Here is a 21,828-nt window from a genome sequence, read left to right as displayed (position 1 = left end):
ACCAGATCTGGCCTGTGGAGACACAGGCCGCTACCAAAATCGTCCAGGATCAAACTTGGCTTGTAGAGACACAAGCCGCTACTGCCATCAATCATAGATGCCTTCCTTCCGAAGAAAGCAGTTGCAGCACGACATTCCGAATTGGGTTCATGATGGCGAGATTTTCTTCATCACAATCAACTGTCTCCCACGTGGTGCGAATCAACTCGCCAATGCCGCAATTGCGGAAGCCATCTTTCAGTCGGTCAGTTTTTACGAGGAAGCACACAAATGGAAGGTCCGGCTCCTGCTCCTTATGCCAGATCACCTACACGCGCTCGTTTCGTTCAATACGCGTCTTTTCCCTTTACGGAAGACGGTCCAGGATTTCAAAAGGTTCATCGCGAGAAACCATTCAGTTTGCTGGCAACGCTATTTTTTCGATCATCGCATTCGAAATGCCAGTGAACTTGACGAGAAAACGAGCTACGTCCTAAGCAATCCCGTTCGGGCAGGCCTCGTCGAAAAAGCCGATGATTGGCCCTATGTGCGGGGATAATCCCCGGTCTTAATCAATCAGCGGGCAGATGCTCCAAAGACAATGGAATCTAGCTTGTAGAGACACAAGCCGCTACCAACCAACACCGAATACAACCCGATAGAGGACGTTGTCCCAGCGGCCAGAATTTTTTATCCATCTATCATTCGTATTACGGATCGAATCTGGCCTGTGAGGACACAGGCCGCTACCGTTCTCAGCTTTCACCGCCTCAACGACTCAACGACTCACCGCCCTGCCCTGAGCTAGTCGAAGGGCTCACTGTCTAACCATCTCCCCGACCTGCCCTGACCTATGCTGAGCCTCAGTCGATGCAGCTTGTCTACCGTGAGCTAGTCGAACGGTCAAAAAGCTCACAGACTCACAGTCTAACTGACTTACAGCTTTCCGCTCTCAACTTTCCGCTTTCTCCTTTCAGCTTTCCGTTCTCCACTTTCAGCTCTCCGCTTCCACCGCCTCACCGAAAACAATGCGATTAGACACCTTCAACCCTACTGACGGGCTCGACCGTGGTCGTTCCAGAGTTGTTGAAGCAGCTTGGTATCTCACAAAATGCCTTTTCTTCCTCTCGCCCCTTCCCTGGGCCTCCAGCCTAAAGCGAACTTTGCTCCGACGCTTTGGCGCAGAGGTCGGAGCTGGCGTCGTCATCAAGCCAAGAGTGAACATCCATTTTCCATGGAAGCTCACTATCGGTGACCATTCGTGGATCGGAGAAGAGGTCTTCATTTTGAATTTCGAATCCTGCACGATCGGCTCACATTGCTGCATTTCTCAAAGAGCCTTTCTCTGCGGAGGAAACCACGATTACACCGATCCAAGATTCCGTTATCGCAACGGCCCGATCACTCTGAAAGGTGGCGCATGGGTTGGAGCCCAAGTATTTGTCGCCCCCAACGTCGTCATTAATGAGGAAGCTGTCGCCACTGCGGGCAGCGTGGTCACTGGAGACCTCCCTTCCATGATGATCTGCTCGGGAAATCCCTGTCTACCGATCAAAAAGCGGTCGTAGATTGACGAATAGTCGACCGGCAGTCGATTTCCGCAACCGCTTCCATGGCAACCTTTGTTTCTGTTCTCGCTCGTCTGATCGGAATTCTCCTGATTGCCGCTCTCCTCTACTTTTCCTTCAAACCGGAACCACAATTCATCAAAGAAAAGATTCTTCCGATTTGGCTGGCCGAATTCGGAGATCAATATCCTGATTTTCGAACGTTCGTTCCTTATTTTCTTTGTTCATTCCTACTGCCTTTTTTGTCAGCGAATAATCGAAACGATTTCCCAAAGAAGACCGTTGCCTGGGGAGCAGCACTTCTGGTCGCGTTTCTCTCGATCTCCGAACTCATTCAATGGGCGATGCCAAAACGAGTTTTCTCAGTAATGGATTTGTTTTGGGGAGGGCTCGGTATCGTCGCCGGAGGAGTTGCTGCCATTTTGATTCACCTCATTATTTCTAGGCCGAGAGAGTCTATTTAAAGTGCCGAAAAGCCTGACCACAAAAATTCTGGGTATCTCCTTCTTTAACGGTTCGCTCATAGAATTAATCACTCAGGTCATGAGCAGTCCCGGGCTTGTAGTGGTTCCATCGGGTCCCGGGCTGGCTATAGATCTCCGCCGAAACGACGTTTACCGATTGGCGGTTCAATCCGCGGATGTGGCCATTGCCGACAGTGGAGCCATGGTTCTCTTCTGGCGAATCTTCTGGAGAAGAAAAACAGCTAGAATATCGGGCCTTCGACTACTTCAAGGAATTTTACAGGATCCTGTGGCAAAAGACTCAGGGGCAGTCTTCTGGGTTCATCCGACCGAAGAGCAGAGACAAAAAAACGAGAAGTGGCTCGCAGAAACAGGTTTTCCCTGCTCAGGCAAGGACGGCTATGTCGCGCCAAGATATCCAACAGAAAACCTTTGCGATGAAGAGCTTTGCCAGAGACTTCGCGACGGAAGGCCAAAGGTTGTCGTTCTCTGCATCGGAGGCGGAGTCCAAGAACGATTGGGGTATTGGCTTCGTGAGCGCTATCGTTCTGAAAATCAACCTTGCCCTGCCATTATTTGCACTGGCGCGGCCATTGGCTTCCTGAGCGGAAATCAGGTCAAGATTCCGGTGTGGGCCGACCGCCTCTACCTTGGATGGCTTTTTCGCTGCCTTTCTGATCCAAAGACCTTCATACCCCGCTACTGGAGCGCGCTCCCGCTTGCGTACCTAATCGCTCGGTATGGGGAACAGCTGCCGCCGGTTAAACGGTGAGTCAGTAGATCGGTGAGTCGTTTAGACAGTGAGTCGGTTAGTCGGCCTGCCCTGCGACGTAGACTTCGTAGCCTGCGGGGCGAAGGAGGAAACTCGAGAAATGTCGAGAAGTAAGGCGGTTAAACGAGTTGAGCGAAAGACAGAAAGTCGAAACGAGACGAAGTCGAATTGCCCTCAAATTCAATAACCCGCCTCTCAATTCCTCCCGAATCCAAGAAAGTCAGGGGCAAAAGCCTACGACGCGACCGTCTTACTGACCAACTGCTTAGCCGCCTCACCGCCTCACCGCCTCACCGACCTGCTCTGAGCTTGTCGAAGGGCTCACCTTCTCACCGCCTTAGTATTGCACAAATTCTCTGTCCTGTTTAACCCTTTCGGCCAATGGGCTTGATCCGCACACAGATTTCTCTCCAGAAACCTGCTCGACCTGAGATGAGTGCCATTGAGGTTCTTGCCTTAGTCGACACAGGAGCTGTGACCATGTGCCTTCCACAGCATATCGCACTCCAGTTACAGGTGAACGAGATAGAATCCCGTGAGGTGACTCTTGCCAATGGAAGCACTGGTTTGGTTCCCTACGTCGGTCCGATTCAAATTTCTTTTCAAAAAAGAAACAGCTTTGGCGGTGCCCTCGTGATGGGAGACGAGGTAATCCTTGGAGCAATTCCAATGGAAGACATGGATTTGGTGATCAATCCCACACGCCAGATCGTTACAGTAAACCCCGAGAGCCCAAACTTTCCCATGGCTATAGTAAAATAGACGACAATCTGTCTCATCCACCTGCGCCCTCCGGGACTACGGCGCGACAAGCCGACTAACGGACTCACCGTCTAACTGTCTAACCGGTTCCCGCATTCAACTTTCCGCTTTCCGCTCTCCACTTTCCGTTCTCCACTTTCAGCTCTCCGCTCACTACTCTCCGCGTCCACAGACTCACCGTCTCACCGACTAACCGCCTCGCTGTCTCACAGACTCACGGTCTCACCGCCCAGTCCTGAGCTTGTCGAAGGGCTCACCGAATAGGCATCAATACGGATACATTCCATTCTTGCGTTCAAAAATAGCTAATCCTATCTTCCTGAGTGTACAGTCAGTCAGTCACTAACTTCCATTGATACAAACATCATGAAACTATTCTCACTGGTCCTCTCGAGTCTACTTCTGCTGTCAGGCCTTTCTTTATCCGCTCAAGGTTCAGGCACTCCGGAAACTGTTTCTGGACTGGCAATCGCATTTGCAGGGGCAGATAGTGCTGACGAAATCACAGATCTCATTGCATCTGCTGAAGCAGCAGGTTTCACGGAAACGCAGATCGCAAGTGCCCTCGGCCTCGCTCAGGGCCTGCTGCAAGGTGAGCCACCGGCCGATGACCTTGAGGGGATCGCGAACTCTTTCGTTGCAACTGCCTCTAATTCGGGCGCTGTCTTGGCTTCCCTTGAGGCAGGTCGGGACGTTGCCGATCAGCTCGTTCAAGGAGGAACTTCCCTCGATGACCTCACTCCTGCTTCTCTTGCGAGCGCGATTACTGCTCTGGGTGACAGCGTGCCGGATGCATTTGATGGTGGAACTCCTCCACCACCTCCTGTGCCCGTGACTCCGGCACCACCGGAGATTCCCAGTGTCAATGAACGGACTCCCATCTTTGTCCCCCCAACACCCCCTGCTCCACCGGTAAGCCCGAGCTAAACCGGCGCTAGCGCTCAAAATCTTCCTAGCAAAAGCCCGCTCCTCAGAGCGGGCTTTTTCGTATTCGACGACATGGAAAGCCTTCTTTTCACTAGTGAGCACTATGAGCATCTCCACATTCGCCCGGGAATCCCTCCCAAGATTCGTTCTCGTGGCAGGGTCCTTTTTGGTGCTTTCCGGAATCTATGCCTTCGGCGGACGAACTGATGGAACACTAAGGTTGCTAACAGCTTTGATCTGGTTGGCAATTGGGATCGTCGTTTCTCTCCGGGCCTATTATTTGTATCAACTCCTTAGGGAAAAGGGTCAAAACGGTGTTTCGAGATCACGTTCGGGTGAAAAACGGGTTCGTTCGGAGATTTCAAAACCGCTATCTTCGAACTTACCCAGTGTCCACTTTCGATTACGAAAGTCCCTCCAAACGTTTCTAGGCTGGAGGCCTTCAAATTTGACGACCCTGACCACTCTCTGCTGGGGAGTTCTGATAGTCATCCAATATATCGGTTTTGAAAATCCATCATTTTACCCGGCCGGACCTGAGCTTACCGATGGAATGTACGCGCTTGAATCCAATCCTTTTCTGCCAACTACAGCGAGCACAACTAGAGGCACCCGTTTTCTTTGGATCTTTTCGGGAACGTTAATTTGGACTGCACTCACAGCAGCTTTCGCCCGAAACAGAAAATTCAACACTCGTGCGGTCTTCGTTGTTTTTTTCGGTTTCGGAATTCTAGCGGCCTTTGGAGCTCTGGCTCGCTTATCGGGCACAGAGAAGATCCTCTGGCTTTTCGAAAGCCATACTCCCTACTTTTTTGGAACGCTCTTTTATAAAAACCACTGGGGGGAGCTTGCGGCCCTAATGAGTGCAGTAGGAATTGGCCTCTCCCGAAACTTTTGGAAGGAAGAGAAACATGAAGGACACTTCCCTGATCGAACCGTTTCGTTTTCCTGCCTCGTTTTTCTTGTTGCTTTAACCATCCCTCTGGCAAGTGCTCGTGGGGCAACTCTTGCGCTCGGCGGAATTATTATGGCGTTTACGGTAACTCTACTCAGGAAAGGGAGAATTCGAAGTTCGAAGTTCGAAGATAGAAGGGAGAAGGGAGAAGGAAGAAGGGAGAAAGGAGAGAAAAGTGAACCTCGAAGAATGAAATCCTCTGACAAGACCTACCCTTCGACGCTCTCCGAGCATGGTAGAGCAACCCGCCCCACCCTTCGACGCCTCGCCGACTCACCGACTCACCGTCTCACCGCCTCACTGGCTCTCCCTCTCCTCAGCCTAGTCGCCCTTTTATCCGCTCTTGGAGCTTTTTTCTACCTCTCCGAACCCTCTCTCGAGAAGGGGCTCGAAAAAACTGAGACTCAATGGGGTTTCTTCAAGGACAGTGGTGACGCAAAGTATCCTGAGCTGCGGGGATATCTCTGGGAAGACGCTTTACGAGCTTTTTCTACAAGACCTTTGACCGGGTGGGGAATCGGCTCCTACGTCTATATCCAATTCGTCTACGCAGGAGAGAAGCTCCGATCCCTTGGAGATGGCCAGACTCCTCCACTCGTTGAGTTCGCCCACAATGACTACATTCAGTGGCTCGTCGAATTCGGGCTCATCGGGACAATCCTACTGATTCTCCCGCCCATAGCGGCGGTGGTTAAGATCGCTCGGTTTGGCGAAGTCGGCACCTTGGCTAGCTGGATCGCTGTAGGCTTGGTCGCCTTTCTCTTCACTGCGGCTATTGATTTTCCCTTTGGAAATCCCGCTCTTGCGTTAACCTCTTGCTGGTTGGCCGCAGTAGCCTACGGTGACTCGATGGCAAATCGCGCAGAATCAAGCAGGCGATTCCGCAATTCAAATTCCAAGGACTCCTCCGGAAGGGCCCATCGCAAATGACGTTCAAGAAAACAGCAGCCTGGGTTTTGGTGATCACCCTTCTACTCGTCGCCGTAATTAGCTACCCCGCTTACCGAGAAATTCGTGATTGGCGGGCGAGCGGAATGGCCGAAGAGGCGGAAAGTATGCTCGCAAGTCCTGAAACCCTGAATCGGGCATGGGAACTGGCCCATGCAGCCCGCTCATTGAGTCCAAGTGACCCTGCCATCGCCCGTGTTCTGGCACGAGTTTACTCAGCGACAGATCCGGTGGCCGCCTATCCGTTTTGGGAAGAAGTCGTTGATCTATCTGACAACCACCCTGATGATCGTCTCGAGTTGGCAAAAGCCTATCTGCACGCGAACCTCTGGCCGGAATTTAAAAGGGAGCTGGAGAATCAACGTGAACTCAACCTAAACCCGAACCAGCTCGACTATCTAGAGACACTCGCGGCAACGCTGCAGGGCGACTACGAGCTAGCATTGTCCAGAGCAAACGATCTCGTTGAGAAAAGAAATGCAGCAGGAGAAGCCGACACCCTTTTCTTTCAGCTGACCCGTCTTTCTTCCGATCCAGCGATCCGCAGATCGGGAATCGATCACCTGTGGAGGATTGCTTCAGACGAGGGACCTCGTAGTGACGAAGCCCTCAAAACGCTCAGCCAACTACCGGACCTACAGCAGATTGATCTCGAAGCATTGATCGAAACCATCGAACAACGCGAAAACAACAGTCGCGACATGCAATTGCTAGCCAAGGAGCTACTCCTTCGACTTCCGGAGACCGACCGTGACGCAGTATTCAATCAAATACAGTCGCTCTTCCCATCGAATGAACTTTCTGACTCAGCTACATTAGGACGCTGGCTCAACCGCAATGGGCTTTATGCTTATACCCCGAGAGTAATCCCACTTGAGACGGCAATGAAACGACAGGATCTCTTTTTAATTCTTCTGGATGCGATGGCCCTCAATCAGGAATGGGAGGCGATACGCGGGATCCTTGAAGGTCCACGGGTTCCTGTAGAAGACTATTTGAGCTCTTCCTTTCGGATGCGCACTTTTATTGAAACCGGAGATGACCGTCGAGCTCGACTGGCGTGGGAACAGGCTCTCTCTTCAGCAGCACGGGAAAGTCCGAAGCTCTATTACCTCGCGCAAACGGCGAGCCAATTAGAACTTCCAGAGTATGAGGAAGCAGCCCTACGGCGCACGATTGAATCCCCTGACCTGAGGAAACGCGCATTTACCGATCTCCTTGCGCTCTTACAACGGCAAGGGGAAACCACCAAGCTGCAGGCAGCATTAGTTGAATACACTCAATTCTTTCCAAGAGATCAGAGTGCTAAAAACGATGCTCTTTATCTCGGTTTTCTTACCGAAACACCACAACCCAGCAGTCTCGCCGAAGCCCAAAAATTGTTCGAATCGCAGCCGAATATTCTTGCCTATCGAATGACGGTTTTGCTCGGCCTGCTCCATCAAGGTCGTCCAATGGAGGCGGTAAGTCTTCTGGATGGGCTACCAGTAAACTGGTTCGAGGTTCGGGATCGATGGCGTCTTCTTGCCGCACTTGCGTTGCATCGCACAGGTTTCGAACCGGACGCCCAGAAGCTCGCCTCCCAAACGAACCCATCAAACCTGTTACCGGAAGAACAGCTGTTCCTTCAGGAGATCTTCTCCGAAAAGTAACGCAACGAGACCTGACGTGCTGTTGACTTTTGGTGGGTAATAGCGACTCCTACTAGGACCAAGAAAACAGCTCCGCGTCACGGGCTCGCCGGCGGGATGAAAGGTGGTTCGAAACTCCCTGGCGGCAACCTTGGAGGATCTTCGAACTCAATCGACTGCCGAGGCTCAGGAAACGCTTGGTCATCGGTCAGGAGCCCAAAAGGCGCTAGGTCCCTAGGCACTTGGCCGATTACTGAGAAACGGCTGACCTCCAAGGGCTTATTCGCATCTTTTCCAAAAACTCTCACGAGTAAGTAGCGAACCGAGGCCTCTGGTAACGAAATCGTCAGGAAGGTCTCATCTTTGTCATTCGGGACCACCACCGTAGCGGAGGGTTCCTCGACGTTGAGAAAATCATCCGGGATCGACAACAATCCATTTTCGGGGTTAACTCCGAAAAGTTCTTCGGGTGCCTCACTCAGAAACCAAATCTCAACCTTTTCTATGGGTTCAGAGGCTACAATGGAGGCTTGGTAGACAGGGTAGATCGAGGACAGCTCCAAAATGAAAACGCCCCCCTGAGCTCCCGGCACAAAACTAAAAGATGTAGCGGGATCCCCGTCAATCATACCTGAGGCCCGATCTCCATCCCCGGATCCCACGTAGGTTACACGCCCGCCAGAAGAGAAACGGGCAAAGTCAAAATCGACTGCGTCTGTCGTATCAGTCCAAAGATCGGGCGAAGGGATTACGTTTGCCAGCTGATCAGCCGAATCGCCTTCCGGAGGCAAAACAGGAATCAGATCCTGTGCAGTTCCAACAAAATACGGCGATAAACCGCAAAAAATCAGCGTAACCAACTTTGAAAGAATCGAATGTCTCTGTTTCAGCATTGTTTGCGGGCCTATGCCTCTTTTCCGGACCTTTATTGATGGAGCTCCCGTTTACTACGTTTTAATGGCCGGAAATCTTTACTCTTCCAGCCGCTCAGGATTTGATTGCATGAAAAACGAACGCGTGTAAACCCTTTTCCAATGCTGAAATTTATGACGCACAAAAAGACCGACATACCTGGCGAAGGCACCACTCACGTTGAAACGGGAATGTAGGCGAAATTTGCCAGGGCTGATTGGTCTCTAAGCCAGCTAGTCTGGCTGCTCGAACATTTTTTAAATGACACAATTACAATTCCACTTTTTAGCAACGCTTTTTCTAAGCTTCCTCGTCTGGCTTCCGGCAACTGGTCAAACCATACCGAGTGATAGCAATCTGCGGATTGGTGGGCTCGAGTTAGATCTGAGAGGGAGTATCGCCCAAGCTTACGACTCCAACATCGGTCTATCCTTCGAAGATCCGGAATCGGACTGGATTACTCAGTTCGGGTTGCAATTGGGAGGTCAGATCGACCTAACCGAGATCAACTCCCTCAACCTTTCTGTCGGGATCGAATACCGCAAATACTGGAATAACCCGGAATTCGACTCCGATAGAAACTCCATTATTGTTACACCAGAAACAGAGCTCGAACTGCTCTTCCGGATTGGGAATTTTGATTTCAGGCTCTTTGATCGGTTCAGTTTGCTCACTGATCCAGGAAATACCCGGTTTATCGATCCTAGCTCAAACGCACCATTAACAGATGTCGTTGTCTACAGCCGTATCAACAACCGTTTCGGACTAGATGGCATTTGGACGATCAATCCTTTTTGGAACGCCAATCTTAATCTCTCGAGGCTTGATATAATCCCCCTAGACAGCGAATTCAGGGATTTAGAGCGCCACAGCTACCTTGGTTCAGTCGGATTGACCCGCAACGTAGCGGCCAATCTGGATGTGACAGGCCAGCTAAGTGGGTCAGTTGATCGATACCGCACTAGTTTTCAACCGGATAGCTCATCATGGTCGGCCGGTGTAGGGGCTAGTTGGCAGCCTACAGATTTCCTCGAAACGGAAGTTTTTGTGGCGTGGACCCAGCGAAACTTTGACTCGGACGGACAAAACCAAGACACCACCACAGAGTCCCAAGGTGTGACTGGAAATGTTTCCGTCACACACTTGATTAATCCTGTTCTGAGACATTCCATCGGCTACGGAAGAAACCTTGATCTGGGCAGCGTTTCCAATGAAATCACTGTTCAAAATGCACAGTATCGAATCGATTACTCAGGTTTCGAGAGAAGCAATCTCTACTTCCGAGTCCTTTGGACTGAAGGTGAGGATTCAGGAGGTATCGATCCGGAAACGTTTGACCGCTGGGCCTTTGAGACAAGTGTTGGCTACCCGCTTTCTACACGCCTTGAATTCTCCGCATCCTACGAGTACACTATACGAGACTCCAACATTGAGTCCCGCAACTTCGACCGAAACCTTTTTACCGTAACCTTCGACTACGACTTTTAGCACTTCTGTGAATCCATTGAGCCGAATAATTTTATCGGCGGTCGTCCGTCTTACACCCGCATTCTCCACTCTTGGTCTACAGGTTTACAGTGCTGAAAACCAGCATATGAATAGTCTCGATGATCAACGGACCTTGGCCGTCGGTGACCGTATGATCTACCAAGTCATAGAGGAACGGGAACCGCCAATCATTGTCTTTGTTGATTCCCGTGGAGAGCTGGATGTTCCCTTGGTGGATCCTGTACCTGCTACGGGAAAGACCCTCCAGGAATTGGCCTTCGAAATCAAATCGATGCTGGAAGTAGACTACTTCCACCGGGCTACAGTGATTTTGCAGTTCCCACAGACGGGTGCCTCAAGGGGCTCAGTCGACATCGCTGGAGCCGTGGCGAACCCCCGCAGTTATCCACTGCCTAGCGACCAGGTTCTCACCGTATCTTCGGCTATTGCATTGGCCGGAGGGCTGACGGCTGACAGCGACGGGGCTTCCGTGACCTTAGTTCGGAAAGATGACGCGGATTCTAGTTCTGAAACCAGCGAATCCATCAATCTCCGTGAGATAATGGAGTCTGGGGATTTCGACCGCGATCCAGCCGTTCGGGATGGCGATCTAATTATAGTTCCGCGCTTGGCGAGAGCACAGAGCGGCACCGTATTTGTCGTGGGCGGAGTGAATTCGCCCGGAATTCTCGAAGTGGGGCCTGGGGATGACCTGACGGTGAGTAAAGCCATTTTACAGAGTGGCGGCTTTAGTCGCTTTGCTCGCAAGGGGTCAGTCAAGCTTATCAGCGGTGATAGCTCGCTTCCTGAGGACGAACGAACTCAAATCGTCGATGTAGAAGAGATTCTTGAACGCGGTCTACGGGAAAACGATCCAGTTGTCAGGCCGGACGACATTATTCGAGTGGAGGAACGAATCATTGCCTTCTAACCACCCTACTTCGCCGTTTGCACCTGTCAGAGGCGAGGCATCTTCATCCCACGAGTGGGGAGAGCGCCTTCGGCGGCTCTATTATGAGAGCAAACGTCTTTTGTCAGGTTGGTGGTGGGTTCTTCTACTAACCGCCTCGGCCGGGATCGGCTGGCAGGCTTACCAAGAGCTTAATCGGAAGCCCGTTTACGTCTCTCAAGCCAAAATGATGGTGAGTGGCCGATTTGCCCTTCCTGACAACGTCTACCGGGAGGAGCTATCCAATTTCTTTGGGACGCAGATCTCTCTCATGCTAAGTCCAAGGGTACAGAAACAAGCGAGAGAAAGAGTCCTCATGCTGAACCCAGAGGTTCAGCAGTCTTGGGTGAGATTGTCGGTCAATCAGCTACCCAATGCATCGATCTTCCAGCTTCGTGCCGAAGGTGGAGAGCCTGATTTTACCAAAGAGTTCCTCGATGCAGTGATGGAGGAATACCAAACATTCCGAAGCGAAATGCGATCAGAGACAACCGAGAGCACTTTGCTGGCCGTAACCGAGCAGCTGTATCGCCTGGAAGAGGAAATCGAAACCCAAGAAAACACCGTAGTTGATTTTCAAAAGGAAAACAATCTGGTCTTCCTCCAAGAGCAAGACGCTTCAACCGGTGCCTATCTTGCCCGTCTCACCACCCAACAGGCAGAGCTACAAACCCAGTTGCTGATCCTCGACAATCTGGAGCCTAGCGATATCGGCACGTTTGTTACCGATCAAGCGCCTATTCTTGAAACGGAAAGCGTCAATCTAATCGACAGAACCCGTCAGGAATGGACAAGGGCAAAAGCTGAATTGGAAGATTTTTCGGTCTATTTAAAACCAAAGCATCCGAAAATCATTAACCTCGAACTGGATATTGAGAGGGCCTCTAATCTCCTGGATATTCTCAATCGCCAAACCGTCCAATCGCTCGATGAACGAAAGGACCAGCTGCGCCGTCAGATTCGGAATCTCGATACTGTCATTGCCCAATGGGAAGTTGAGGCACTTTCAATCAGCCGAAAAAGCGCAGAGTTTGAACGTTTGCAGTATCGACTGGAACGATCGCGTGAAACCTACCAAAGACTTCTCGATTCTACGCAAGCCATCCAGAGCAATCAAAACATTGAGCAAGAGACCGTGGGGATCCTCTCGGCCGCTTCCGAAGCAACGATCCGGCCACCAGAAGTTGCAAAGAGACTGACCGAAGGAGCAGTCACAGGCCTCTTCGTCGGAATCGTCATCATTGCAGGAATTGCCTTCTTCGACGTAAGAATTCGGGTATCAGAGGAGCTCACTAAACATTTCGATTATCCCTTAGTGGGAGTAATTCCTGAAGAAAAACGAAACGAGAAAGGCCAGGTAGACCTCTTTCAAATCAAGGATCGCCGACACCGATTTGCGGAAGCTTGTCGCAACCTACGCTCCACTATCCTTCTTCAAGATTCTGGAAATGAAACCCCTGCTTCGCACTGTATCGTTTTGAGCAGCGCGACTCCCAGCGAAGGAAAGTCGACCATTTCGTCGAACTTGGCGATCTCTCTCTCATTCATTGAAAAACGCGTTTTGCTCATCGACGCTGACATGCGTCAGGGCGGTATTCACGAATTGTTCTCGCTGGAATCAAAAATAGGCCTTAGCGACCTCTTGAGGAGCCAAGGTGAATTTCAGAACGCGATCCAAACGACCAGTTACGAACGGCTAGACATGATAAAGAATGGAAGCAGCTTCTCAAGCCCAGGTGAATTGCTTCTGAGCGAAAGAATGGATCGGTTACTTGAATGGGCCCGGGAACGGTACTCGTACGTCATCGTTGATGCCCCGCCCATCCTCGCAGTAAATGATACTCTGGGCCTGGTTAGCAAGGCGGATTCAATGCTGTTTGTAGCGCGGGCAAACCAAACCTCGGTTCGGCAAGTGAAGGCGTCGTTGGAGCGTCTATCCTCTCAGGAGTCTAAAATCATGGGCTTTGTCTTCAATTGCGCTCCGATTGGAGGCGTCGATTACTACTATTACTATCGTGACTACGACGGATACCAACGCCAAACGAACGAAGAGCATCAGACCGCTCTTTCTTGACCATGACCGCATTCGAAAGGGTGCTGTCATGATTTCCAAAAAGCCTCTGAGACATCAACAGGACGAAAACTCTAGAAGCTGCTACATGTCGAAATTACTTCTAGGCATCTTTTCTGGAAATGGTCTTCTCACCAAGGCGTGAAACCTCACTTTTGGGAGCGGCCACGAAACTTGTCCATTTGATCGGCTTTTTTTGAGCTTCCTCGTTTTTGGTTTGAGCCTGTTAAACCTTACGAAGTTGCTCTACTCATGTCTATTTGTTTGCCAGCGACAAATATTGAATCCCCCCGGATTTTTCTTGGTCTTTGTGTAGGAACCGCTCTTCTGATCGCTTTGGGCGGAGGAACACATCCTATCACGCTTGGTGCAATGGCTGTCGCACTTGGCGTAGCTTTTATGGCCTATCCTCCGAATAGTCGCATTCAGAGCAATGTAGGATTCTGCTGGTTGGCTCTTTTCATCTGGATCTTTCTCTCCATCTGGATCCCTTCCAATCTGGCCGACTGGCGGCTGACCGCTGAAGACTTGAGCATTCCCATCAGCTCTAGCACCAGTCCACAGCCGTGGGTCACGCTTGAAGGTCTCTTTCCTTTCCTAACCGGTTCTGCTTTTTTTGCGATGGCTCTCGCGACGAGGCCCGTGGGGTATGAGCGAAAGTTTTGTGTGCACGTGCTAGCTGGAGCTCTCTTGATTCTCGGTCTCGGTGGAATATTTGCATCTATTCTAGGTCTGCGTCTTCCTTGGGCTGATTTTGTTCAAGTTTTTTCATGGTTCCCGAACCGGAACCAGACTGGTTTGGTATTTGCAAGTGGTAGTGTTCTTTTCTTCGGCCTTGCACTCGTTGCCCCCTATCGCAACCGGCTGCAACAAGCCCTTCGCAAGACACAGTCATCTCCGTTGATAAGGGTTTATGGTGCCTCGTCCCTGCAGTTTCTGTTCGGCTGTCTGCTTCTCTACGCCACCTTTCAAACCACATCAAAGGGAGCTCTTGTAGCTTGGTCCTCTGGGATGGTAACCTTGCTTCTACTTCAGGCAAAAAGTGGAAAACGTTTCTCTACCCGCCTGCTCAGGTTTGCTCCGGCATTGGCTTTCATTCTCTTTGCTTTCTTTGTCTTTTTCGGCGGAGAAGCTCGTGACCGAATGATGGATTTTCTCGCACTACTTTCAGACGATTTGACCGAAGAAACCAATACTCCTCCCGATTTCCGCTGGCTTATTTATAAAGATACACTGTCGATGATCGCCGACCAACCTGTAACGGGTGTAGGTCTGGGGCAGTTCTCCTATGTGTTTCCGCAATACAGGAGCGATTCAGTGGCGCCTCGAACGATTTTGCACCCAGAAAGCGATTGGCTTTGGTGGGTAGCGGAAATCGGTCTTTTTGGCCTGAGCCTTGTCGTCATCTGCTTTGGTGCGCTGTTGCTTCAGCTTCGCCGACCCAAAAACGTCGTCGTTCAGGATTTTGAGCATTATGACAACTCGATCGATGAACTGTACCGGCTGATAGCCCTCGCGGCTCTTGTTCCATTCTTCGCCCACAGCTTCGTCGACGTTGGTGCCCATAGACTTGGGACGGTTCTTCTCGCCATTGTCTTATTCGCTCTTGCGCTTCCTTATCAGAATAATCCGTCTTCTGAACGAAAGCTGGTTCGTCAATTTTGGAGAGGAGGAGGTGCCGTTCTTTTTTGTGCAGGTCTTGGAATTCTAACTCTTACTGCATTCCAGTCCCCTCTGCTAGGAACCTACGCTTCAGAAGCGAAAGAACCGTTGGCAACCCGTCCACTCCAATGGCAACCCTATTTCCGGTCTGCGGTGCAAACTTACAATGAAGACCCACAGGCTGCTATGCATTCTTTTGAGAAAGCTCAATTCCTAGTGCCTACCAGCCCGGAAATTCCTCTTAGAGAAGGTCTCTTCCTCGTTGCAATGGATGATTTCCCAAGAGCATTTAGAGCATTCGAGAGCGCTTTGGAGAGGACAAGGACCCCTATAGAAACTTATCGCCTGATTCTCCAGAAGACAGCATCCAACCCGATCCATTATTCGCGGCTTCGTGAATTAGCAGGAACAGATGAGGAGCTGATTGCTGCGTATTGGATGGCGTTACCGTCCGGTTCGGTCGATACAGAAGAGGAGATGCCAAAGCTTCGGACAGACTGGGAGGTTCTCCCGGCTGCGACACAGCGCTCTATCCTAGAAAAACTTAAACAAAGAAGATCGTATGATCGGGTCCTCTCATTATTTGACCTTAGCCTAACCGAAAACCAAGAACAGACTTGGTCAACCGCTATGCAGGCCTTAGTCGGAAAAGGCCGTTACGAGGAGGCACTCTCACTGTTTGAGACGCGGGTCGAGCCCATACCACTGCCCGATCAAGTCTTGACTGACTATGAATTAAAGCGCCTACGCGCTTTAACGCTGACCCAATCGGAAGATCCTGTGCTTGCCCTCCGGTTACTCCAAGCCTATCTAAGCAGCGAAAGATGGCACGACGCCTACCGAACTGCCAAGCGTTTGCAGGAGCTTCCAGGCCGCCCACCTGAGACTCTTTATTGGCTCGGTTTCGCCTCGGCAAAAACGAACCAAAAAGCGGATGCCGCACAAGGCTATGCAAAGTGGCTTTCCGAGCGAAGCAACTAGCTCGCCTCGCTGTTGATGGGTCCAGAAACAAGAAATATCCGAAGAGGCCCTAGCTGGTTTCAGATGAACTTCCCCATTTAAGCGTCTTCCCAAGGAACTCGACCACCTTACGACGAGCAAAACTCTCCGATTCCAGCCCTTCAATTACTATCTGAAGTGAGCGTCGGTTAGTTACTCTCCGACCTTCCCAAGCGAATCGAAGTCGATCTCTTGCAGTTCGAACAACGGGAAGCTCGGATCCTAAAAAATCAGTCCACGTAGCATAGTAGACCTGATACGGCTGATCCAGGAAATGAAACGTATTGACTTCAAACTCAAATTCCCGGTCACCAAGACCAATAGTCAATGGCGGATGATCTGCAGTCATCCGAAAACCGGAAGCTGGCATGCACGCCTCCGGCCTATGGACTCCAACGAATGGCGAAACACTTCCCTCCGTCCATGAAAAAGAAAAAACCTGCCACTCAATTTCTTCATTTGGATCCACCCACTCAGCCTGGACTCCCACATCGTACTTGAGTTGTCCACGGATCGCGGAGGCAATCTCGACAAACTCGACATCGACAGGAAAGTTGCTCCAGTCGATTTCTACTACCTGCGGAGCCGGAAGCGAGCGTTCGGACCTGAGAAACCATAACTCAGTGAGACCGTAACCAGCGACTAGAAAGACAATGGCAAAAAACCAACCAGTCTGTCTCAAATTTGATTCAACAGCTCCGGAGAATGTTGAGGTCCCGCTGTTGAGATCCTCAGGTTTAACAGGGGGACGCGAAAAATACCTTCTGAGAAAAAAGGCAACGATGAGTAAGAACACGAAAGCGATCAGCGAAACCAGATGACCAACAGGATCGTGGATTGACTCGGTTAAATCGGACCCACTCCGGTGTGTGGTCCAAGTAAGGATCGTAGTTCGCCCAACATTGATTACGAGTGACGCACACCCGCTAAGGACCAAAAGAAGAAGCCGTCCAGTAGCAACAAAGCGAAAAAGTTCGCCGACAAACCAAGCCGACATGAGGGTTGACTGAAGATTGCGAACGCCACTACAGGCGACGTCTATTCCAACCCAACCCTCCCGAAGGCGAATCAAGTTTCCAGACCGCTCCGCGTAGAAGCCAAGAAAATTCATGCCCTCCACAACAATACCGGCAACCGCCCGCATCAAACCGCCCGTTACCGGGTTTTCCACAAATGTAGGCCAAGGAACAGCAAACAGCATCAAGGCAAAAACCGGAGCGAAGTGGCGCAGCCAAGTCCGTCCACCCAACTTCCAAAGCAGAAGTAAAGTCATGCCGTAAACCAGCAATGCCTGCGTCCAGATCGCTAGACGCCACTCCGGATTCGATTCCAAAATGATCCGGTTTGCGGTTAGAAGAAGAATACCCAACACCAAGAACCAGCTGATAGTAAACCTGCTTGGCGTTCCTGCGGGCCGATCCGAAATCCGGACATAGAGCAAATAGATCAGCAGAAAAAGGGTCAGCCACCCATAGCTATACTGTTCATTGTAAATCCATTCACGATGGACCACCCAAACAAGATCCGCCCAGAGAAGAAAAAGAACCAAAACAGGTCCACTAAAAGGGTGTAATTGAGACAGTTTCACGAAAGCCAACCTTTTTCACACCAGACTCAGAAAATCGACGAGAAGCGTCTGGTTCAAGTAAAAGCCTTTTCCTGAACCGAACCGGTCACGGATGATGCTGTTATGTCATTGTTCCTTGACCGAAAAAAGCTTCCTTGTCATTTCTCCCTTAAGTGGCCGCGCTTAAACAGCATCAGAAAAGCGTTAGGAAGCTATCCGACTTTTTTTCTCGGTTTCTCTCCTTATTGTTGCTGCTAGCTGGGTTAGGGCTATTGACCCCATTGAGATCCCAGATTGTCTCCAGATGGGATGACGGAGCATTTCTAAATAACTTCTGGGAGGCAGGTGCAAACTGGGACAACGGAATTCCAAACGGGATCGGCGACAGTGCTATCTTCGGTAATGATCCAGGTGGAGCGGGATTCGAAGAAGTTATTCTTGGATCAAACAAGAGAGTGGGAGCACTGACTTTCGAGGGTGACGAACACAGCTATGGGATACGTTCCACCTTTCTGAATACTGATCCGCGACGGCTCAACTTTGAGGAAACAGGCGGTGGGAACGCAAACGTGTCAGTAACTGGAAACCAAGAGCACGTCATTGGGTTCGTTCCTGATGCCGAACAGGGTATTTTTATTCGCCTTTTTGACGACCTTCTTATCGAAAACAATTCAACGGCAACGAATGGCCTCACAATCGGTACCCTCAGTGACGACCAGGAAATCCGGCTCCGGGGTTTTGACCTCACAGTCGACGGAAGCAGCCGAACCACCATCCACAGCTTAATCAGAAATGGCCAGGCCGGTAGCAACTCCGTCACCAAAAACGGAAGCGGTATCCTTCGCCTAACCGATCCGGGAAACGTCTTCTCCGGAGGTGTGGTTCTCAATGACGGAACGATTGAGATCGGCTCCAATGCCGCCCTGGGCAGTGGAGACTTCACGATTAATGGAGGCTCAGTCGAAGCCTTCGGAGCAGCACGAACGATCTCCAACGATTACACGATCAACGACGACTATTCGGTTGAAGGAACCAACGATCTCACCTTTTCCGGAGAGGGAACGCTCGCCGCAGGAGCACAGCAGATCACCGTTGCCGATCCCTCAGTCACTCACACGCTTTCCGGAACCCTTTCGGGTGCTGGAGGACTGGTCAAGGAAGGCGACGGCACCCTCGCCTTCTCTGGAGGCTCCAAGACTTTCACCGGCGACATTGTGGTCAATGAAGGGACACTCCTACTGGGCTCCAACGATCAAATTGGCAACTCCACAAACATGGTTTTGGCCGGTGGGACCTTCAATACCAACAACTTCGATGAGGTTCTCGGCACTCTCACCCTCAATGCTGACTCCACCATTGATTTTGGCGATACGCCCGGCGACGGCTCCATTTTGCAGTTCGCCGATAGCTCCGCGGTGCCTTGGGATCCCGGAGCTACCCTTACCATTATTAACTGGGAGGGTATCGTCGGCACCGGGAACGGCATTGATCAATTGTTCTTTGGATCCGATGGCAACGGCCTCAGCCCCACTCAGCGCTCCCAGATTGTTTTTGCCGATTTCCCAGGCGATGAGACAATCCAGCTGGCCGACGGCGAGGTCGTTCCTGTCCCAGAACCCGCCGCTATTGCCGCCACACTTGGCTTGGCCGCACTCATCGGTTGGAGAGAACGCAAACGGATCGCTCAGATTTCCCTAAGAATCCGCGACTTCAAGAAGGATCAGCTTTAATCTTCATCACGAAAGACGGTGCAAAGTGTGACCCACCAGCGTATTCATTGACCTTTCCCAAATCGCCTCCCGAAACGAAACCAATTCTTCCTTGACCCGAGAGAGCCCGCAAGCGAGCCTCATTCCGAGTGGGATTAACAGAAAAGTTATTGAAACTTGGGCACCTGCCGTTCGACTCCATCCAGAAGTTCCTACGGCTTCTCTGTGCTTTTTCATTTCTTGGAACGATGTTTCCACTCGGGGCACAAGTAATTACTGTTTGGGATGACGGTGGCATGAACAACAGTTGGACGAATGTTGCAAACTGGAATAGCTTGGTGCCAGATGGTGCTGGGGACAGCGCCACTTTCGGTGATCTTCCGCCGGGCACTGGGCAACAAACCGTGGTTGTGAATTCGGAAAACCAATCCGTCGGGGAGATGATTTTCGCAGGGACCGAACACAATTACCGGCTGCGCTCAAGCGGCGCCAATCGTTTTGTCATTTTCGACCAAACCGGTGACGGCGTTGCCGATCTTGAGGTTTCCGGCAACCAACAGCACGTCATTGGATTTACGAACACCGACAACCGACGGACCAACGTAGCAATTTTCGACGATCTCCTCATCCAAAACAATTCCACAGCGGAATCCGGTCTCACTTTCGGAACACTCGGTGGAGACCATTTCTTTAGACTAATATTCGGAGATGATCTTTTTGTGACGGGGACCAGCCGAACGATCATACACAGTCAGATCTTGGATTCAGGAGGCATTACCCAGAATGGCAGTGGTATTCTTCGCCTCACCGATACCGCTAACAGCTTTTCCGGAGGTGTGGTTCTCGATGACGGAACGATTGAGATCGGCTCCAACGCCGCCCTTGGGACGGGAGACTTCACGATAGATGGGGGGTCAGTCGAAGCCTTTGGAGCTTCCAGATCGATATCCAACGATTACTCAATCAACGACGACTATTCGGTTGAAGGAACCAACGATCTCACGTTTACGGGAACAGGCGTAGTCACTGGTGGTCCACAGGAGATCACCGTTGCCGGCGCGGTCGACCACACCCTATCCGGAACCCTGTCCGGCGCGGGCGGAATCACCAAGGAAGGAGATGGCACTCTCACTTTCACCGTTGGCAGTAAGACCTTTTCCGGTGGTCTGATTGTTAATGACGGCACAGTGGACGCCACTCGAGGCGGTGATATTACTTTGGGCGCGGCCGACGGGGCCAACAACATTGCCGGGGCCGGGGCCATTACCGTCAATAACGGTGGGACCCTCAACCTGAGCCAAACAGTTGCTGATCCGATTACCCTTCGCGGCGAACCGCTCACCAACAATGGTGGAACCATCAACATTGACTCGGCGCCCAACGAACAGAACCGCGATTTTTTCATTGGCACGAACGCAGCAAATCCAGGCCAGCTGGTTTCTACCGGTGGGACCACGACCGTTACTGTAGGTGACGATATCCAGATCCGCCCAAACTCCGAAATCATCATCTCGGGAGGAGTAGTCCAACTCAATGCAGGAGATGAATTTGCTACTCAGGGCACTAGTGGAGATGGGGTTAACATTGACGTCACCAACACCGGATCGCTGACCATCGACATCACCGGTCCGAGGAATAACGTCAACCGGATAAATATAGGCGAGAACGACGAAATGACCGTCGATGGAGCCACCGCATCGATCAACCTCATCGGACAGACTGACTCGACCATTGAGCTTGATGGAAGCATCAACCTTTTCAACAACGGTACAATCACTGTCGAACAAGGAACAACGGAAATCAGTTCCACTGCAACCGTTGATGGGGGTAGTCCCGGCACCGCTGGAACGCTGGAATTGCAGGCAGATCTGGTCATCGACACTGCTGCCAACATTACCAACTCTCCTAACCTCACTTTTAACACTGGGGACAACGTCTCCATCAGCGGCACCTCCGCCGGAACCGAAACGGAGGGATGGGGCACGATCACCCAAGCAGGGTCTGGCACCACGACTATCGACTCTTCGATAAACGACATCTCCGCCGATACCATCCGCATCGAAAACGGCACTCTACTTCTGGGCTCCAACGATCAAATTGGCAACTCCACCGATATGGTTCTAGCAGGTGGAACCCTCAATACGAACAACTTCAACGACGTTCTCGGAACCCTCACCCTTACAGCTAACTCTGTCATTGATTTTGGCGATACACCCGGCGACGGCTCTATTCTCCAGTTTGCCGATAGCTCCGGGGTGCTCTGGGATCCAGGGGCCACCCTCACCATCGTCAACTGGGAAGGCATCGTCGGCACCGGTAACGGAATTGATCAATTGTTCTTCGGATCCAATGATAGTGGCCTCTCCGCCCAGCAACGTTCCCAGATTGTTTTTGCCGACTTCCCAGGCGATGAGACAATCCAGCTGGCCGACGGCGAAGTCGTTCCTGTCCCAGAACCCGCCGCT

The 21,828-nt window shown here is 51.3% G+C and carries 16 protein-coding genes; 14 read left to right on the top strand and 2 right to left on the bottom strand.

Annotated elements, in window-relative coordinates; all coding sequences use genetic code 11:
• The first annotated feature begins 97 nt into the window (after positions 1-97).
• The 8 genes from AAGJ81_09435 (at position 98) to AAGJ81_09400 (ending at position 8,027) form a co-directional block, all read left to right on the top strand.
• Positions 98-538: a hypothetical protein gene (locus AAGJ81_09435; GenBank protein MEM0966355.1), complete on the top strand. Its 441-nt coding sequence runs from the start codon at positions 98-100 to the stop codon at positions 536-538.
• 469 nt (positions 539-1,007) lie between these two features.
• Positions 1,008-1,547: a WcaF family extracellular polysaccharide biosynthesis acetyltransferase gene (locus AAGJ81_09430; GenBank protein ID MEM0966354.1), complete on the top strand. Its 540-nt coding sequence runs from the start codon at positions 1,008-1,010 to the stop codon at positions 1,545-1,547.
• Between the two features lie 44 nt (positions 1,548-1,591).
• Positions 1,592-2,011, top strand: coding sequence for a hypothetical protein (locus AAGJ81_09425; GenBank protein ID MEM0966353.1), 420 nt, complete (start codon positions 1,592-1,594; stop codon positions 2,009-2,011).
• A 79-nt stretch (positions 2,012-2,090) separates the two neighbouring features.
• On the top strand, positions 2,091-2,783 hold the full coding sequence (locus AAGJ81_09420) for a WecB/TagA/CpsF family glycosyltransferase (protein MEM0966352.1): 693 nt from the start codon (positions 2,091-2,093) through the stop codon (positions 2,781-2,783).
• A gap of 381 nt (positions 2,784-3,164) precedes the next feature.
• Positions 3,165-3,545, top strand: coding sequence for a clan AA aspartic protease (locus tag AAGJ81_09415; protein ID MEM0966351.1), 381 nt, complete (start codon positions 3,165-3,167; stop codon positions 3,543-3,545).
• Between the two features lie 366 nt (positions 3,546-3,911).
• Positions 3,912-4,472, top strand: a complete 561-nt coding sequence (locus AAGJ81_09410) for a hypothetical protein (protein ID MEM0966350.1) — start codon at positions 3,912-3,914, stop codon at positions 4,470-4,472.
• Positions 4,473-4,575: 103 nt separating this feature from the next.
• Positions 4,576-6,357, top strand: coding sequence for an O-antigen ligase family protein (locus AAGJ81_09405; GenBank protein MEM0966349.1), 1,782 nt, complete (start codon positions 4,576-4,578; stop codon positions 6,355-6,357).
• Positions 6,354-8,027: a hypothetical protein gene (locus tag AAGJ81_09400; GenBank protein MEM0966348.1), complete on the top strand. Its 1,674-nt coding sequence runs from the start codon at positions 6,354-6,356 to the stop codon at positions 8,025-8,027. Before AAGJ81_09405 ends, AAGJ81_09400 begins: the two co-directional genes overlap by 4 nt.
• Before the next feature lie 77 nt (positions 8,028-8,104).
• Here the strand turns inward: AAGJ81_09400 and AAGJ81_09395 are convergent, their stop codons facing one another.
• On the bottom strand, positions 8,105-8,899 hold the full coding sequence (locus AAGJ81_09395) for a hypothetical protein (protein MEM0966347.1): 795 nt from the start codon (positions 8,897-8,899) through the stop codon (positions 8,105-8,107).
• A gap of 280 nt (positions 8,900-9,179) precedes the next feature.
• Here AAGJ81_09395 and AAGJ81_09390 point away from each other — a divergent pair, with 280 nt between their 5' ends.
• From AAGJ81_09390 to AAGJ81_09375, 4 genes are all read left to right on the top strand, one after another.
• Positions 9,180-10,406, top strand: coding sequence for a hypothetical protein (locus tag AAGJ81_09390; protein MEM0966346.1), 1,227 nt, complete (start codon positions 9,180-9,182; stop codon positions 10,404-10,406).
• Positions 10,407-10,512: 106 nt separating this feature from the next.
• Positions 10,513-11,337 (top strand): SLBB domain-containing protein, encoded by an 825-nt coding sequence (locus AAGJ81_09385; GenBank protein MEM0966345.1) that lies wholly within the window; start codon positions 10,513-10,515, stop codon positions 11,335-11,337.
• A gap of 100 nt (positions 11,338-11,437) precedes the next feature.
• Positions 11,438-13,429 (top strand): polysaccharide biosynthesis tyrosine autokinase, encoded by a 1,992-nt coding sequence (locus AAGJ81_09380; GenBank protein MEM0966344.1) that lies wholly within the window; start codon positions 11,438-11,440, stop codon positions 13,427-13,429.
• A gap of 249 nt (positions 13,430-13,678) precedes the next feature.
• Positions 13,679-16,069 (top strand): O-antigen ligase family protein, encoded by a 2,391-nt coding sequence (locus AAGJ81_09375; GenBank protein MEM0966343.1) that lies wholly within the window; start codon positions 13,679-13,681, stop codon positions 16,067-16,069.
• 49 nt (positions 16,070-16,118) lie between these two features.
• Here AAGJ81_09375 and AAGJ81_09370 read toward each other — a convergent pair whose 3' ends face one another.
• Positions 16,119-17,675 carry an exosortase/archaeosortase family protein gene (locus AAGJ81_09370; protein ID MEM0966342.1) on the bottom strand — a complete coding sequence of 519 codons (1,557 nt, stop codon included), beginning with the start codon at positions 17,673-17,675 and terminating at the stop codon, positions 16,119-16,121.
• A 260-nt stretch (positions 17,676-17,935) separates the two neighbouring features.
• On the opposite strand from AAGJ81_09370, the gene AAGJ81_09365 reads away from it, so the two are divergent.
• Both AAGJ81_09365 and AAGJ81_09360 read left to right on the top strand, forming a co-directional pair.
• On the top strand, positions 17,936-19,384 hold the full coding sequence (locus AAGJ81_09365) for an autotransporter-associated beta strand repeat-containing protein (GenBank protein MEM0966341.1): 1,449 nt from the start codon (positions 17,936-17,938) through the stop codon (positions 19,382-19,384).
• Positions 19,385-19,611: 227 nt separating this feature from the next.
• On the top strand, positions 19,612-21,828 hold a 2,217-nt coding region (locus tag AAGJ81_09360; protein ID MEM0966340.1), incomplete at its 3' end, for an autotransporter-associated beta strand repeat-containing protein.

This window comes from Verrucomicrobiota bacterium, assembly GCA_038744685.1.
GTDB lineage: Bacteria > Verrucomicrobiota > Verrucomicrobiia > Opitutales > Puniceicoccaceae > Puniceicoccus.
The sequence above is the reverse complement of the archived record's forward strand: the minus strand, read 5'-3'. Positions and strand labels throughout refer to the sequence as shown.